Origin of the sequence: Bradyrhizobium sp. 2TAF36, from assembly GCF_052114925.1 — a bacterium.
GTDB classification, from domain to species: Bacteria; Pseudomonadota; Alphaproteobacteria; order Rhizobiales; family Xanthobacteraceae; genus Bradyrhizobium; species Bradyrhizobium barranii.
In genome coordinates, this window is the sequence record NZ_JBFRFR010000021.1 from 41,659 (window position 1) to 57,140 (window position 15,482).

11 protein-coding genes are annotated in these 15,482 nt (G+C 61.6%); 7 read left to right on the forward strand and 4 right to left on the reverse strand.

Going from position 1 to position 15,482, the window contains the following annotated elements; genetic code table 11:
- Positions 1–105: 105 nt before the first annotated feature.
- The 4 genes from AB4Z51_RS13950 to AB4Z51_RS13965 form a co-directional block, all read right to left on the reverse strand.
- Positions 106–591: an Hcp family type VI secretion system effector gene (locus AB4Z51_RS13950; RefSeq protein WP_014493489.1), complete on the reverse strand. Its 486-nt coding sequence runs from the start codon at positions 589–591 to the stop codon at positions 106–108.
- A 48-nt stretch (positions 592–639) separates the two neighbouring features.
- The gene (tssC, locus tag AB4Z51_RS13955) at positions 640–2,142 is read right to left on the reverse strand and encodes a type VI secretion system contractile sheath large subunit (RefSeq protein WP_441497569.1); all 1,503 of its coding nucleotides are present in this window, start codon (positions 2,140–2,142) and stop codon (positions 640–642) included.
- A 16-nt stretch (positions 2,143–2,158) separates the two neighbouring features.
- Positions 2,159–2,686, reverse strand: coding sequence for a type VI secretion system contractile sheath small subunit (gene tssB, locus AB4Z51_RS13960; RefSeq protein WP_028150766.1), 528 nt, complete (start codon positions 2,684–2,686; stop codon positions 2,159–2,161).
- 127 nt (positions 2,687–2,813) lie between these two features.
- The gene (locus AB4Z51_RS13965; protein WP_167767979.1) at positions 2,814–4,127 is read right to left on the reverse strand and encodes an ImpA family type VI secretion system protein; all 1,314 of its coding nucleotides are present in this window, start codon (positions 4,125–4,127) and stop codon (positions 2,814–2,816) included.
- 352 nt (positions 4,128–4,479) lie between these two features.
- Between AB4Z51_RS13965 and AB4Z51_RS13970 the strand changes: the two genes are divergently transcribed.
- From AB4Z51_RS13970 to tagF, 7 genes are read left to right on the forward strand one after another with little or no spacing between them, the layout of a single operon-like run.
- Positions 4,480–6,348, forward strand: a complete 1,869-nt coding sequence (locus AB4Z51_RS13970; RefSeq protein WP_441497570.1) for a type VI secretion system Vgr family protein — start codon at positions 4,480–4,482, stop codon at positions 6,346–6,348.
- A 5-nt stretch (positions 6,349–6,353) separates the two neighbouring features.
- Positions 6,354–6,917 carry a DUF6931 family protein gene (locus tag AB4Z51_RS13975; protein ID WP_135214238.1) on the forward strand — a complete coding sequence of 188 codons (564 nt, stop codon included), beginning with the start codon at positions 6,354–6,356 and terminating at the stop codon, positions 6,915–6,917.
- A gap of 12 nt (positions 6,918–6,929) precedes the next feature.
- Positions 6,930–8,288 (forward strand): type VI secretion system-associated FHA domain protein TagH, encoded by a 1,359-nt coding sequence (gene tagH / locus AB4Z51_RS13980; protein WP_167767972.1) that lies wholly within the window; start codon positions 6,930–6,932, stop codon positions 8,286–8,288.
- A gap of 48 nt (positions 8,289–8,336) precedes the next feature.
- Positions 8,337–9,674, forward strand: a complete 1,338-nt coding sequence (tssK, locus tag AB4Z51_RS13985) for a type VI secretion system baseplate subunit TssK (protein WP_441497571.1) — start codon at positions 8,337–8,339, stop codon at positions 9,672–9,674.
- Positions 9,671–11,197 (forward strand): type VI secretion system protein TssL, long form, encoded by a 1,527-nt coding sequence (gene tssL, locus AB4Z51_RS13990; RefSeq protein ID WP_441497572.1) that lies wholly within the window; start codon positions 9,671–9,673, stop codon positions 11,195–11,197. The genes tssK and tssL overlap by 4 nt, the downstream gene beginning before the upstream one ends.
- A 43-nt stretch (positions 11,198–11,240) precedes the next feature.
- Complete coding sequence (gene tssM / locus AB4Z51_RS13995) at positions 11,241–14,783, forward strand: type VI secretion system membrane subunit TssM (protein ID WP_135214241.1); 3,543 nt, start codon at positions 11,241–11,243, stop codon at positions 14,781–14,783.
- The gene (gene tagF, locus AB4Z51_RS14000) at positions 14,780–15,481 is read left to right on the forward strand and encodes a type VI secretion system-associated protein TagF (protein ID WP_135214280.1); all 702 of its coding nucleotides are present in this window, start codon (positions 14,780–14,782) and stop codon (positions 15,479–15,481) included. The genes tssM and tagF overlap by 4 nt, the downstream gene beginning before the upstream one ends.
- Position 15,482: the final 1 nt, after the last annotated feature.

Here is a 15,482-nt window from a genome sequence, read left to right on the forward strand (position 1 = left end):
CAGGCTTTCGGGCCCGCAACCGGGCCGGACGAGAGGTGCGATCAAAATCGCACCGCTTGGCGCCGGTTCGCCAATCGCAACCGGCGCCAGGCGAGGGGCCGACAATCAGGCCCATTCCTTGTTGGCAGGAACATCCCAGCCAAACGTCGGCGAAGCTCCGGCGCCACCCTTCTCCGTCTGGGTCTTGTAGATCATCTTGACCTTCGCGAAGTTCAGACTCACGTTTTCGGTAAGGCGATCTTCGCCGTGCGATCCGCCTGTCGATACGCTCGTCACGAGAACCTGCTTCATCTCGATCTTGAGATATTCCAGCGGGTTTTCGCCGGCCTTGCGGACCGTCAGGATCGCGCTGTCGATATGCTTGCCGTTTGCGCAGACCTTGAAAAGTTCCGGCGTGGCCTTGTCAACGAAGTGCGTGAAGTGAAGATCCTGCACGCTGACCTTGCCGGCGCCGCCGCCCGATCCGCTGTGGAAGGTACCGGTCTGGCTCTCGCCAAACGACCAACTCAAAATATCGATTTCGTCTTTGTGCTTGTCGTCCAGCGACTCGCCCTTGATCGGATCGAGTTTCAGGAAGATGTCGACAGCCATAGCATGGTCCTCTCAAATTTCTGTGTGTACGGTTGCGATGCTGCAGCGTCAGGAGCTGGGACCTGGCAGGCGTGAAACCAGACTGAGGCCGACATCCATCGCTTCCAATTGAAAGTGCGGACGAAGAAAGAAGCGCGCGTTGTAATATCCCGGGTTCTCCTCGTTTGCTATGACCTCTACCTTCGCAGCGGCCAGCGGTTTGCGCGCTTTCTGAGCTTCTGACGATAGGGCTGGGTTGGCATCAACGTACTCGTTGATCCAGGTTTGTAGCYAGACCGTCAGCTCATCCTTCTCCTTCATGGATCCGATCTTGTCGCGAACCATGCACTTCAGATAGTGCGCAAAGCGAGACACTGCGAACATGTAGGGCAGACGTGACGACAGGTTGTCGGACGCGGTTGCATCCACGCCCTTCTCGCCGAAATACTTCTTCGGCTTGTAAAGCGACTGGGCACCGATGAAGGCGGCCTTGTCGGTGTTCTTGCGATGGATCAGCGGGATGAGGCCCGCCTTTGCAAGTTCGTGCTCGCGGCGATCGCTGATGGCGATCTCGGTCGGGCATTTCAGATCGACCCCACCGTCGTCGGTCGGGAATGTGTGCGTCGGCAGATTGATGACCTCGCCGCCGGATTGCACACCGCGGATACGCGTGCACCAGCCGAACTCCTTGAAGGCGCGGTTGATGTTGACCGCCATCGCATAGGCGGCGTTGATCCAGCCGTATTTGTCGCCGGTGTGCCCGTCTGTCTCCTCCTCGAAGGCGAACTCCTCCACAGGCTCCGATTTCGCGCCGTAGGGGAGGCGACCCAGCGCGCGCGGCATGCACAGGCCGAGATAACGCGAGTCGTCCTGGTCGCGCAGTCCCTTCCATGCGGCATATTCCGGCGTGTCGAACACCTTGCCGATATCGCGAGGGTTGGACAATTCGGTCCACGAGTCCATTCCCATCAGCGTCGGCTCGGCGCCGCTGAAGAAGGGGGCGTGTGCGGCGCCGGCGATCTTGCTGAGATCGCGCAGCAACTGTACGTCGGTGGGGAGGTGGCTGAAATAGTAGTCGCCGATAAGGCAGCCGAACGGCTCGCCGCCCAACTGGCCGAACTCGTATTCGTAGATCTGCTTGAACAATGGGCTCTGGTCCCAGCGCGCATCGGGGTAAAGCCGCAGATTACGATACAGCTCGTTCTTCGAGACGTTCATGACCCGGATCTTGAGGTTGGCGTCGGTCTCCGAGTTGAAGACGAGGTAGTGGAGGCCCCGCCAGGTACTTTCGATCGCCTGGAATTCGGGTGCGTGAATGATCTCGTTCATCTGCGCGGTCAGCTTCTGGTCGATCCGCGCGATCATCTCCTCGATAGTGTCGAGCACGTCCGACTTGATGACGCTCGAGTCTTTCAATGCCTCCTGAACGAGCGTGGATACCGCGTTGTCGACCTCGGTCGCTGCGCGCTCGGTGCGCGGTTTGAAGCTTTGCTTCAGCAGAGTGGCAAACTCGTCAGCTTCGACGGTCTTGACCTGGGTGGTGCTCTCTTTGTGAACAGCTTCTTTTGCCATGGTCCCCGTTCCTTCCTTAGCTCTCGGTGCCAGGTTCGGTCGACTGGCTGATCGCGCGTTCCCGAAGCGCTGCCATCAGTTGAGGATCGGCCAGAAGTTTTTTCAGCTGATCCTCGGCGGCTACCTTGCCATCCATGTAGCGCAGCAGGTTGGCAAGTTGTTCGCGCGCCTCGAGCAGCTTGGCTGTAGCCGGCACCTGGCGGGCGACGGCCACGGGAGTGAAGTCGGCCATCTTGTTGAAGCGCAGATTGACCGAAAGTTTTTCGTCTGATCCGTCGCTGAGACGATTGGCGACGCGCGCCGTCACACCGGGCTGGATTGCCGCCATGCGACTGTCGAAATTGTCCATGTCGAACTCGAGGAATTTGCGCTCCTCGACCTTCGCCTTCTCGACGCCGGGGTTATTGCCGGAAAGGTCGGAGAGGACGCCCATGACGAACGGCAGTTCGATCAGCCGCTCGGCGTCGTAAGGATCTTCGTATGTGATGTGCACGCGTGGTGCGCGATTTCGACGAATGAATTTTTGACCGCTATCTGTAGCCATGGTTCCCTCACTACGAAATCGCTTTAGACGTCGAATTTGCGCGACGCAGATCGGCTAGGGGTCTTCAAGTTGCTGCGGTCGGCAAACATCCTTGTGTCCATTTAGTGCCCTCGAGCGAAAGCTGGGTTCAATGCGATCTGTCGATTGTTTTAAGCGCTCCCTCAGGAAGAACATCATTCAAAAGGCTGAGAAAGTCTCGTTGCGCGAGGTCGCGCGCGCGATCTGCCAAAAAGGGGATGGGGCTGGACGGCTCTGCGGCTCGGAAAAACGACGCCACCTTTGCCAGCAGGCCCAAGGCTTGCGCTCTGCTTTCCACTGAAAATACAATATCTTGGGTGTTGTTCTCGGCCGTCGATGAGAATGACGTGGCGAGTTCCGCCATCCGTTCGATCGGCAGGTCGAAGACCTTGTCGCGCCCGATGTTGATCGCAGCGCTCTCCACGTGCGCAGGCACCAGCATCCGCATGACTTCAATGAATGACTTGCCAACCATCTCCTGCGCTTGACGCACCAGCAACAGTGCCGGGTTGGACGGTTCCATTCGGGCAAAATAGCCTGCCACTGCTGCAAGCGCTGCAGATGCTTGTGCGGATGAAGTCACCACACCGGTCGTGTCTGACGGCGCCTGTGTATCGACAGGTCCGACATCTTCCGCGGTTGCGGCGATCGCGGCCGGATCGCGCGACGCGACAAGACCCGCAAGCCAGGCAGCCATGCCGTTAACCAAGCCAGAGAGCCTGTCGAGGCTGATCGGTTGCCCCGCGTTCAACCTCTCGTGCCAGGTTTGCTTGATACCCGCGATTTCAGCAGCGACCGCGGAGCACCGCCCGCTGGTTGCCTTGAGAGTGTCGAGATCTGTCTCGCTGACGATGCGCTCGATGGCCGCCAGATCAGGGCCGTCGGCGTCGGCGTCGCCGGCGGGAATTTCGCCCTGAGCGATCTGGTAGGCACGGTAGTTGAGGTTGCCGTGTCTGCGGTTCTCGATCAGGGGAAGGAACTGGAGCGGGTTGATCACGGTCGGGAACACGTCGATCGCCTCGACTGTGACGGCGCGAAGTGCGTAGTCGCCGTCCTCGCCCTTCGGATGCACCGCCTCCCACTGCTCGCGCAGCAGCAGGTTGGTCGCCTTCAGGCAGCAGAGAAAGCCGTCGAGATCGCGGTTGAGGATTGAAAACTTGGCCAGCAGCAGGTTCAGGCGCAGATCGCGGGTACGCGCCAGAATGGGCTGCGCGGCGGCAAACTGGCCGGCAAAATCGACTGCCTTTGGATCGAAGCGTCCACGCTCTCCGTTGGCATTGACGACCTCGAAGAACGACATCGGTAGCAGCGATTCCGCACCTGCGAAGAAGTTCAGATATTGGACGTCTCCGATGGCGTCGAGATCCGGCCCGCAGGGATCGTCAGCGGCAATGGGCTGCGTCAGGGAGGCGACGTCAAGCATATGCGGACCGTCCATCTGCTCGTTCACGGCCCCGCTGCCGAGCCCGTGGCGACTAGGGGATCGCGCGGGGGCGCATGATCCGGAATCTATACCTATGGGTCAGATGCCTGCCGACCTTGGTTCATTCCCGAAGATCATGCCATTTTCGCGTGAACCGGCAAGCTCTTGGAGCCGACTACTTGATGGCCCGGGGTAGTTCTTTGGCGGCCGTTGTGGAACGTCAGGAAGCCCAGCCCTGGGGCGGGCTTGCCGGCACAGCCGGCGGCACGCAGGATTTCCGTCGTTCTTGCATAACGTCTGATCAGCTTTTTTGCAGCGGGTCATTCGATCGAAGGAGGGAGTTTAAGCCCACATGGGCCAGCTTACGCAGGATACCCGCCTCTGCGAACTCAAGACGCCTCTTGGCAAGGACGTTTTGGTTTTTGCCGGATTCGAAGGCTCGGAAGGTCTCAGCGAACTGTTCGAGTATCGCATCGAGTGTCTCAGTGAGGATGCCGACCTCGACTTCGACCGCGCTATCGGTCAGCAGTGCACGCTGACCATAAAGCTGCATGAAAAGGAGCGCGAGTTCAGCGGCATTCTGACGGAGGCCCAGTGGCTCGGGGTGAAGAACGACTATTTCAGCTACCGGATCGTGCTGAGGCCCTGGTTATGGCTGTTGTCGCGGACCACCGATTGCCGGATCTTTCAGGACAAGAAGGCGCCCGACATCATCAAAGAGGTCTTCAACGAACGCGGCTTCACCGACTATGAATCCAAACTGACCGAAGAGGGTTCTTGTCCGAAGCTCGAATATTGCGTTCAGTACCGCGAGACCGACATGAACTTCGTGTGCCGGCTGATGGAGCAGCACGGCATCTACTACTTCTTCAAGCATGAGGGCGGCAAGCACACGCTGGTGTTGGCGGACTCCAAATCGTCGCACAGTCCGATCAATGGTCTTGCTACGATTCCCTACATCCCGCTGGCGGGTGCCGACCGGCGCGGCGAGCAGCACATCTATGAATGGGTATCGGAGCGACGATTTCGTACCGGCAAGATCGAACTCAACGATTACAACTATCAGAAGCCCAACGCTCAGATGATCAGCGACGCCAAGGGCTCCGAGCATTACACTCGGTCGGAGATGGAGTTTTATGACTATCCCGGGAAGTTCAAGGAGAAATCCGACGGCGAGCGCTACGCGAAGATCCAGCTCCAGGCAGAGCAGGCGATGGATCGGCGTCGCCGCGRCAATGGCGACGCCGTCAACCTGTTCCCCGGTGGGCTGACGAAGCTCGAAAAGCACTCCAAGGACTCGCAGAACGTCGAATATCTCGTGGTGCGAGCTGTGCACTCGTTCTCGATCGAATCCTATCGCACCGGCGGTCCGAGCGACGCAGGGCAACACGTCTATTTCGGCAGCTACGAGTTCTTGCCGAGCGATCGGCCGTTTCGAGCGCTGATGATGACGCCGAAGCCAAGAATCAACGGCATCCAGACGGCCAAGGTGGTGACCAAAGACGATAATTCGAGCGAGGAAATCGACGTCGAGTCCCTGGGCGAAATCTATGTCCGCTTTTTCTGGGATCGGAAGAAGAAGCGGTCGTGCCGGTTGCGCGTGGCTCAGGTTTGGTCTGGCAAGCGCTGGGGCGGTCAGATCATCCCACGCGTCGGACAGGAAGTCGTTATCGAATTCCTGGAGGGGGATCCGGACCGGCCCCTGGTGATCGGCACCGTGTACAACGACGAATACAAGCTGCCCTACGATCTGCCGTCGAAGAAGACGATTGCGGGATTGAAGTCGGACTCCACCAAAGGCGGCGGCGGCTTCAACGAGTGGAACTTCGAGGACAAGAAGGGATCCGAGAAGATCACGGTGCATGCCGAGAAGGACCACGACGTAACGGTCCGCGACACCGAGACACGTACCATCGGCGAAGCTGCATTTGGCGGCGACACGCGCAACACCACGCTCAAGAACGGCAATGATAAGCTCGATATCCAGTTGGGTGGTCAGCACATCACTTTGGCCATGGACCAGTCTGTTAATGCAGGCCTCAGCATCACGCTCATGGCCAATGCCAACATCACCCTGCAGGTGGGTCCTAGTCAGATCATCCTGACCCCGGCGGGCATCGTCATCAACGCGCCGACGATCGCCATGACGGCGCAGGCCGGTATGGCGCTTGCTGCCGGTGGTCCGCTGGTCGCCCACGGTACTCCAACCCTTGTTGGTTGACGGTCATGGGACAAGTTCGGTTCGGTACGGTTCAGGATCTGTTTCAGGCCTATCCCTTGGCGCGTTATGATGTCGGCAAAGCCGACGCTGACAAGCCTTCGCTGGACTTCCTTCAGGAGGCCGCCGATGCGCGGAATTGGCACCCGGCCGTGTCTTACTGTGCCTATCTGCTTCCCAGGCGCGTAGCAGTTGCCTGGGGATGTCGCTCTCTGCAACTGATGTTCGACCATTTCGACGCCAGCGATACCAGGTCGCTGAATATTGTGGAGACCTGGGTCCGGCAACCGGACGAGCAGTCCCGGAACAAGGCGCTGGCTGTCGGCAATGCCAATGATCCTGAGCAGCCGGCGACATGGCTGGCGCTGGCGGCCGGCTGGTCCGGCGGAAGCGTGGTTCCCCCGGAATTTGCGCCCGTGGAAGCTAAGCCAGATCAGGCCGCGCGGGCGGTGCGTGCAGCACTGCTGATCGGCCTCTGCCGGCTCCCCCGTGACTCCCGGGACCGGATAATGACGTCATGCCTAGAGGATGGTATTCAATTGGCTCGCGGCGAACCGCGCCCTCCGCGCTAACGAGACGATGTGATGGTGCTTCGCTTTAATATCGAGAACGAACCGAACCTTCCGGATGGCGGACCTGTGTCGTTTACGGTCACCGGCAGGCGTTCAGTCGATATTGGCCGGGACCGTCACCTCGACTGGACGCTGCCGGATCCGGCGCGGACGATTTCCGGAAAGCATTGCGAGGTGCACTTTCGCGACGGTGGCTATTGGCTGCACGACGTTTCGACCAACGGCACCTTTCTCAACGGTGCCGACCAGCGCATGCGGGGGCCGCACCGCTTGCGCGACGGTGACCGACTCACGATCGGCCACTACATCATCGGAGTTTCGCTGGAGAATGAGGCTGGCGGGGGCAGCCCAAACCATGAGGCGCAACTGCGCGAACCCTCGGTCCAGCAGCATGCCGACTATGGAGAGCTTTGGACAGCCGATCGTGACGTTCCGCCGCCGATCGATCCGCAACTGCTGAAGAAGCCACGCGAGGCTGCGCGGCCCGTCAATCCGGGGTTCCTGGATTGGGCGGCGAGCGTCCCGGCACCGGGTGTAGACCCGTTCCGACGGTCACAGCCGGCGTCTCCGTACCAACCGTCCGAGCAGGACGACGACATGAACTGGGCAGCCGGTCCAGCCAACGCGCCGAAACCGCAAGTCGAGCGCCCGCCCATCATGCCGACCCCACGCCGGCCGTCGGTATGGATCGATGATGAACCAGCCGCTGCCCAGCCGCCAGCATCGCCATCGCGCCCGGCGCCAGCGGCAGACGAGGGACCTGTCACGGCCAAGCCAGTCGGCGGTACCGAGTTCGCGCGACTGGTGGCGCGCGCTGCAGGATTGCCGGACAATTTCTTTGCGAGCAAGTCCGATGCCGAACTCGCCGAACAGCTTGGCGTCATCTTGCGTATGACCGTGGATAATCTGATGGCGCTGCTGCAGGCGCGGACCCAAGCCAAGCAACTGACCCGTAGCACCAGCCAAACCACCGTCCAAGCCCTCGAAAATAATCCGCTGAAGTTCTCGCCGACCTCGGAAGAAGCGATGCGCATTCTCTTTGGGCCGCCGACGCGCAGCTACCTCGACGCACAGCGCGCCTTTGCACAGGGCTTCAGTGATCTCAAGTCACATCAGTTGAAGACCTACATGGCGATGCAGCACGCTGTCCATGAGCTGATTGCGGGCATAGATCCGACGCTGATGGCCCGCGAGCTCGAGCTTCAGCGTGGCGCGAGCTCCTGGCTCGGCACGAACAAGGGCAAACTCTGGGACGAGTTCTTGACGCGCTGGAAGGCGCATCTTGGTCGCGACAACAGCGCGCCGATCGAAACCTTTATGTTGCATTTCTCGAACTATTACGACCGCGGTGACAAGCCCGGTTCAAAGTAAACTATCGGCGACCACGCGGCTGCCGACAATTTCTAAGTGGATGTAGGAATGTCTTGGTACAGCAAAGTTTTCTGGTCGGAAGGTCTGTTTCTGCGGCCGCATCATCTGCAGCAGAACGACCGCTACATCGAACACTTGCTGGAAAAGCGCGTTCGCTACACGACACCATACCCGTGGGGCTTTGCCCAGCTGGAGATCGACAAAGRTCTTACCGAACAGAGCAAGTTCGCGGTGCGCAATGCGTCCGGCGTCATGCCGGACGGTACGCCGTTCGATATCCCAGCGGACAGCCAAATTCCCGAAGCGATCGACGTGCCGGAGACGGCCGCAGGCCAGGTCGTCTGGCTGATGATGCCGGTCGCGGCGCCAAACACCCGCGAGGTCGACGAGGATCGCACCGACAGCGCCAGTCGTTATGTTCGTAGTTCGGAAACCTTCATCGACTCGACCTCTGCGCTACGCATCGAGGAAGAGATCGACATCGCCTATCCGCGCTTGTCGTTCGAACTGCGCAAGAGCAGCAAGCCCGGATACATGGGGCTCGGCATCGCGCGCATTCTCGAGGTGCGCGACAAGAACATCCTGTTCGACGATAAATTCGTGCCGCCGATGCTGATCTGCGCCGCGCATCCGATCATCGATGGCTGGCTCAACCGCATCATCGGCTGGGTCGAGACCAAACTCGACGAGCTCGCGCGTTACGCGGTCGATCCGTCATCCGGCGGTGGGTTGCAGAGCGTCGACTATCTGGTCCTGCAAGTGCTGAACCGTACCATTCCCGTCCTGACTCATTTCCAGCGCTCCGGCAGCGTGCACCCCGAGCGCCTGTACGAGGAATTGCTGAGATTCGCGGGTGAACTTGCGACATTTTCTACGGCGGAACGGCGGGCGCGCAACTATCCGGCTTACGATCACGACGATCTCGAGAACGTCTTCACACCCTTGGTGAGCGACATCCAGGACTTCCTGAGCGCGCGATTGGGCCGGCGGGCGATCCGCCTGGAGATCATCGAGCGCGCACAGAATGCGTTCGTGTCGCCGATCCGCGATCGAGCGCTATTCCGAAACGCGACCCTGGTGCTGGAGGTTGCCGCACGGCGGCCGCTCGTGGAGATCCAGAACGATTTCCCGCATCTGTTCAAGGTCGGGCCGAACACCAAGATGAACGAGATCGTGCACGCAAACCTGCCGGGCCTGACCTTGGCGCATTTGCCGACGCCGCCGCCGCACATCCGGGCCATCACGGATCACGTCTATTTCTATCTCGACCGCAAGTCGCCGCTGTGGCCCGAGTTCAGCACGGCGGCCTCGATCGGAATGCATTTCTCCGGCGACTGGCCGGAGCTTGAGCTGTATCTTTGGGCCATCCTGGAAGACAGGCCATGAGCGACAGGGACAAGCCGGTCAATCCTTTCGGTCGGGGCGAACGGACGATCATCCGTCCCAACCCCGGCGGGAAGTTGCCGCCGGCGCCGACCTTTCAGCCGCCGCTGGGCGAGGGGCCTGCGGCACGTCCAGGCTATTCGCCATCACCGGTACCCTCTCCCGGCGCGCCGGCGCCACCGCCATCATTTTCTCCTGTCCCGCAGGGCTCGAACTACGCCTCCGCGCCGGCCAGCCATCCCGCTGAGGAATGGATATCGACACCCGCGCAAGCCCAGGCGCAGCAGCCCATGCTACCGCCAGGACCGCCGTTGCGCGTCGACGATCTCGTCGCGCCAAATGCCAATCCAGTGATGCGCGCTGCGGGCCCGTTGCTGCAGCTGCTTGGTCGGTTGCGGGTGGCGCTCATGCGCGCGTCGTTCGCGAGTTTGATGGAGCAGGTTGCAGACGCGATCAAGTTCTTCGAGAAGGACATCCGTTCCGCGGGCATATCCGAGCACCAGGCCAACACAGCGAAATACATCCTGTGTGCCACTGCCGACGATATCGTGCAGCACATCCCGACCGAGGAGCGCCACGTCTGGACGCAATATTCGATGCTGAGCCGGTTCTTCGGCGAGCGTGTCGGCGGCGTCCGTTTCTTCGAGATCCTCGACCATTTGAAGGTTGATCCACTGGTCAACTATCCCGTCCTCGAACTTCAGCACGCCTGCCTTGCGCTTGGTTTTCAGGGCATTCACCGGACGTCAGGGGGCGGACTTGCGAACCYGCAGCTGATCCAGCGTAACCTTTATGAATTGTTGCGCCGGGTCCGGCCGAAGACGATGAGCGACCTGTCGCCCAACTGGCGCGGACAGGCGCTGGCGGGGCGCCGGCAGCGTCTGCGCGTTCCGGTCTGGCTCGTCGCGGCCGTCGTCGCCGCGCTGCTGACCGGGTCCTATTTCGTCCTGCGGACGCTCCTCGCTGGCCGTGCAGAGAATGCTGCCGAGGTGGCGCTCGCGCTCCATCCGGCCGGCCCGATCGAGCTCAAACGCCAGGTCGTTGCACCACCGCCGCCGCCTCCGCCCCCGCCGCCACCGGATCGCATCACCCAGTTGCAACGCATCCGCAACGCGCTCGCGAAGGAGAACACCGCCTGTGCCATGACGGCGGACCAGACCCCGAGCTTCATCGTGATCAGGGTCTGCGACCTGGCGTTGTTCGCGTCGGGCCAGGCGACCATCCTCGACGGCTTCAAGCCGATCGCACTCCGCGTCGCGGCAACCCTCGACAAGGAGCCGGGACGGATCCGGGTCGTCGGCCATACCGACAGTTCGCCGATCCGCACAGTCCGCTTCCCGACAAATTTCGAGTTGTCGGTCGAGCGTGCCAAGGCGGTTGCCGCGGCATTGAAGCCTGGCTTGACCGATGGTTCGCGCGTCGACGTCGAGGGCAAAGGAGCAGATGCGCCAATCGGTAGCAACACGACACCCGAGGGACGCGCCAAGAACCGGCGCGTCGAGATCTTTATCGAACGCAGCGAATAGGCGGATACCGCCGGGTCAGGTGGTTTGCAACAGGTACGGTTAGATGCTTGCCAAGGACATTCTTCGCATCGTTCTCTACGGAGTAGGGCTCAGCTCGCTCGGAGCGGTGATCTATCTCGCCGGTCCCTTCATCGCGTTCGGCGACTGGCGACCGCTGGAGAACCATATCGTCCGGCAGATCGCTATTCTGCTGCTCACCACGGTCGTGGCAGGCGTCGTTGGCCTCAATCTGTTCAAGCGGCGCAAGGGTGCCAAGGAGATTGCCGATGGCATCGCTGGTGCGGACCAGCCTGTCAGCGATGAACCGGTGCTCAAGGAGCGCATGAAGGATGCGCTCGCGACGCTGAAGACCGCCAGCGGCAACAAGTCGGGCTATCTCTACGATCTGCCGTGGTACGTCATCATCGGTCCGCCCGGCGCCGGCAAGACCACGGCGCTGGTCAATTCCGGGCTCAAATTTCCGCTCGCGCGCGGGGCGACGCCCGCAGCGATCGCGGGGGTCGGCGGTACGCGCTACTGCGATTGGTGGTTTACCGAGGAGGCGGTGCTGATCGATACCGCCGGCCGCTACACGACCCAGGACTCCAACAGCAAGGCCGACAAGGACAGCTGGCTGGCGTTCCTGGACATCCTGAAGAAAAGCCGGTCGCGCCAGCCGATCAACGGCGTCCTTGTCGCCATCAGTATCGAAGACATCCTGACGCTGCCGAAGCAGGAACTCGCACTTCACGCCGATGCCATCAGGATGCGCCTGCTCGAGTTGCATCAGAGACTCAAGGTCAGCTTCCCGGTCTACGCGCTATTTACCAAAGCCGATCTCGTTGCCGGCTTCACCGAGTATTTCGCCTATCTCGGCGAGGCCGGCCGCCGCCAAGTCTGGGGTGCCACGTTCCAGACCGCAGACAAGACCCAGAATCTGGTGGGGCAGATCCCGGTCGAGTTCGACCGTCTGCTGGAGCGCCTGAGCGAGGAGACGCTCGACCGTCTGCAGGACGAGCCGACGCCCCAGCACCGCGTGCAATTGTTCGGCTTTCCGGCACAGATGGCGCGGCTCAAGCCCCAGATCCACGATTTCCTCAACCAGATCTTCGAGCCGACGCGCTATCACGTGAACGCGAATCTGCGCGGTTTCTACTTTACCTCGGGTACGCAGCAGGGCACGCCGATCGACCAATTGATCGGGTCGCTGGCACGTACGTTCGGCGCTGAGGAGGTCGGTTCCGGATCCTATTCGGGCGCGGGCAAGAGTTTCTTCCTCGCCGACCTGATTTCCAAGGTCATCATCGGCGAGGCCGACTGGGTGTCGACCGACCGTGCCGCGGTGCGCCGCGCGCTGATCCTGAAAACCGCGGCCCTGTCATTGATTGGCCTGGTCTCGATCGGACTGATCGCAGCCTGGCTGATGAGCTACAAGCGGAACTCCGATTTGATCGAGCAAAGCCTGCAGGCGGATAGCGAGTATGCGGCCGCCGGCGCTCCACTTATCAGGCAGACGCTGATTGCCGATCATGATCTCGACAAGGTGCTGCCGCTACTCTACCGGCTGCGCAACGCCCCGGCAGGCTACGGATCGCGCGGCGAGTCGGTGCCTCTGTCGGCTCGCTACGGGCTCAGTCAGCACGCCCGGCTGCTGTCGCCGTCGAAGGCGGCCTATCATACGGCGCTTGAGCGCATGTTCCGGCCGCGCCTGCTGTATCGCCTCGAGGAGCAGCTCAATGCGCGCATCAACGAACCTGCCTTCGTCTACGAGGCGCTCAAGGTCTATCTGATGGTCGGCGGCCTGCAGTCGCCGGACCGCGAGCTGATCCGCTCCTGGATGCAGCGTGACTGGGCGGACAACCTCTATCCTGGCGCCACCAACGCGGAAGGGCGGCGTCTGCTCGACGAGAACCTCGTGGCAATGTTCGACCTCGAGACCGAGCAGCCGCCGCTGGTCGAACTCGACGGCCGGTTGATCAAGCAGGCCCAGAGCTCCTTGGCGCGCCTGAGCGTGTCGCAACGTGCCTACGAGTTTCTGAAATCGGAGGCTCGCGCATCGACCGCTGGCGACTGGATCGCTAGCCGCCATGGCGGACCTGACATGGGTGTCGTGTTCGAAACCACGACAGGGCAGCCTTTGGACGCGGTGCGGGTACCTGAGTTCTTCACGTATAACGGCTTCCATCAGAAGTTCGTCGCCCGGCTGTCCGGATTGTCTGAGCGGATGAAGCGGGAGCGATGGGTCTTGGGTGATGCAGGCCAGCAGTCGGCCATCGACCAGCAGTACGACAATCTGGCCGGCGATCTGCTCAACATCTATTCCAACGATTTCGTGACGACCTGGCGAACGGCGCTCGGGAGCCTGCGCCTGAAGAAGCTGCTCGCCGACAAGCCGAAATACGAGGTGCTGCGGGCGCTTTCGGCGCCGACCTCGCCGATGCGGCAAATTCTGGAATCGGTGCGCGACGAGACGGTGCTGACCAAGGAACGGGCGAAGCCGGCAAATGCTTCGGCGCCAGCTGCCGCACCGGCGCCGGCACTCTTCACGAATGCCCAGGATGGACCGCCTGGCGCGACGATCGAGGCGCAGTTCAAACCTTACCACGCGGCGCTCGAAGGCGAGAGCACCCGCCGGCCGATCGACTCGACCGTCGCGAACCTGAACGACATCGCGCAGAACCTGACGTTGATCGTCGAGAATCCCCAACTGACAGCACAGGCCACGGCTGCGCTTCAGACCCAGGTCGCAGCGCTCCGCAACAATGCCTCGCGCATGCCGCCGCCGTTCTCCGACATGCTGCGCGCAGCAGCCGCGGAGTTCGAAGGCAGCATCGCGGCTTCAACCGCCGGGCAAATCCTGCAAGCGTTGCGCGATCAGGTCACGCCGGTCTGCCAACAGACTGTGACCAACCGCTACCCGTTTGTCCGCAGCAGCGGCCAGGAAGTCCCGCTGGCGGATTTTGCCAAATTGTTCAGTCCGAATGGCGTTATGGACAAGTTCTTCACCCAGTACCTGGCACCTTATGCCGACACGTCGCGGTCGGACTGGGCTTGGCGCAAGGAGAGCCCCGTTGGTCGGTCGTTCTCGCCCGACACGCTCAAACAATTCCAGAATGCGGCCTATATCCGGGATGCGTTCTTCCAGACGGGCGGCGGTGTGCCCGCCGTTTCTTTCGCGATCCGGCCTCCTGGGGCACCGGGGCCAGGCGTGACCGTTAAGACCGAGATCGGCGGCACCACGATTGCGAGCCCAACCATTCCCGGACCGGCCACGTCGTCCTTGTTCGGCGGTCCGCAACCGACGCCACCGCCATCACCACCGCCTCAGAGCAACTCGCCAACGACCGTCCTATGGCCGGGCCCGGCGCCGCGAACGGCAATTTCAGTTAGTAACGACACCGGCGCGCCATCCGTGCTTGAGCGCATTGGTCCCTGGTCGCTCTTTCGGATGCTGGAGGCGGGCTCGTTGGTCGTGAAAGCGGAAACGGCCAGCGCGACTTTCATCGTCGCGGGGCGCGAGCTCAACTATCAAATTTCGACTGGGTCGTTGCGCAACCCGCTGAACCTGTCAGTGCTGCGCGAGTTTCGTTGCCCGACCGGGATATGACCATGCGTTGCGGGCTATTCGGCAAGATCGGCGCCAAGCGCGATTTCATCGCGATCGCGACCCCGCGCAGCTTCCTGGAAGCCTGGGAGCCGTGGGTACAGGCCGCGCTGTCAGCAAGTCGCCACCAGCTTGGCCCAGGATGGCAGCAGGCCTTTCTGACCGCTCCGGTCTGGCGGTTTTGGCTCGGCGCCGCGATCTGCGGCACGACAGTGGCGGGTGCGATCATGCCCTCGCTCGACGGGGTGGGGCGATACTATCCCTTGACCCTGCATGCGGTGACCGGCGAGGCCGTCTCGCTGCCGCCGCCGAGCATTGATCCGCAGGACGAATGGTTCGGGCAAGTGGAAGCGTTCATGCTTTCGACCCTGGATCGGGCCGCAACCTTCGAGCAGATCTCCGATGCATTGGATCGGCTTGCGGTGCCACGACTGCAGGAGACCATCGCCGGCGATCCGCCGATCACGTCGCTGGGTGCTGCGGCAATGGGAAGGGCCTCGGCGGTCGACGCCTTCGCGGGGTCGTTTGCAGCACTTTGCGCCACCAACCCACAGGTCTACGCCGCGGCTAGCTTCTGGTGGACCGCCGGAGGGGAAGGCTTTCCGCCAATGGCGCTGAGTTGCCGCGGATTACCAGATCCGTTTCACTACATCACGCTGCTGACCGGTGATCTCGGCCACGCGGCATCCGGGAATGGATGAC

What these genes read in the sequence shown, in the direction of transcription:
- tagH (WP_167767972.1), top strand. Translation starts at nt 6,930, where the DNA reads ATGGTGCTTCGCTTTAATATCGAGAACGAACCGAACCTTCCGGATGGC.
- AB4Z51_RS13975 (WP_135214238.1), top strand. Translation starts at nt 6,354, where the DNA reads ATGGGACAAGTTCGGTTCGGTACGGTTCAGGATCTGTTTCAGGCCTAT.
- tssM (WP_135214241.1), top strand. Translation starts at nt 11,241, where the DNA reads ATGCTTGCCAAGGACATTCTTCGCATCGTTCTCTACGGAGTAGGGCTC.
- AB4Z51_RS13965 (WP_167767979.1), bottom strand. Translation starts at nt 4,127, where the DNA reads ATGCTTGACGTCGCCTCCCTGACGCAGCCCATTGCCGCTGACGATCCC.
- tagF (WP_135214280.1), top strand. Translation starts at nt 14,780, where the DNA reads ATGACCATGCGTTGCGGGCTATTCGGCAAGATCGGCGCCAAGCGCGAT.
- tssB (WP_028150766.1), bottom strand. Translation starts at nt 2,686, where the DNA reads ATGGCTACAGATAGCGGTCAAAAATTCATTCGTCGAAATCGCGCACCA.
- AB4Z51_RS13950 (WP_014493489.1), bottom strand. Translation starts at nt 591, where the DNA reads ATGGCTGTCGACATCTTCCTGAAACTCGATCCGATCAAGGGCGAGTCG.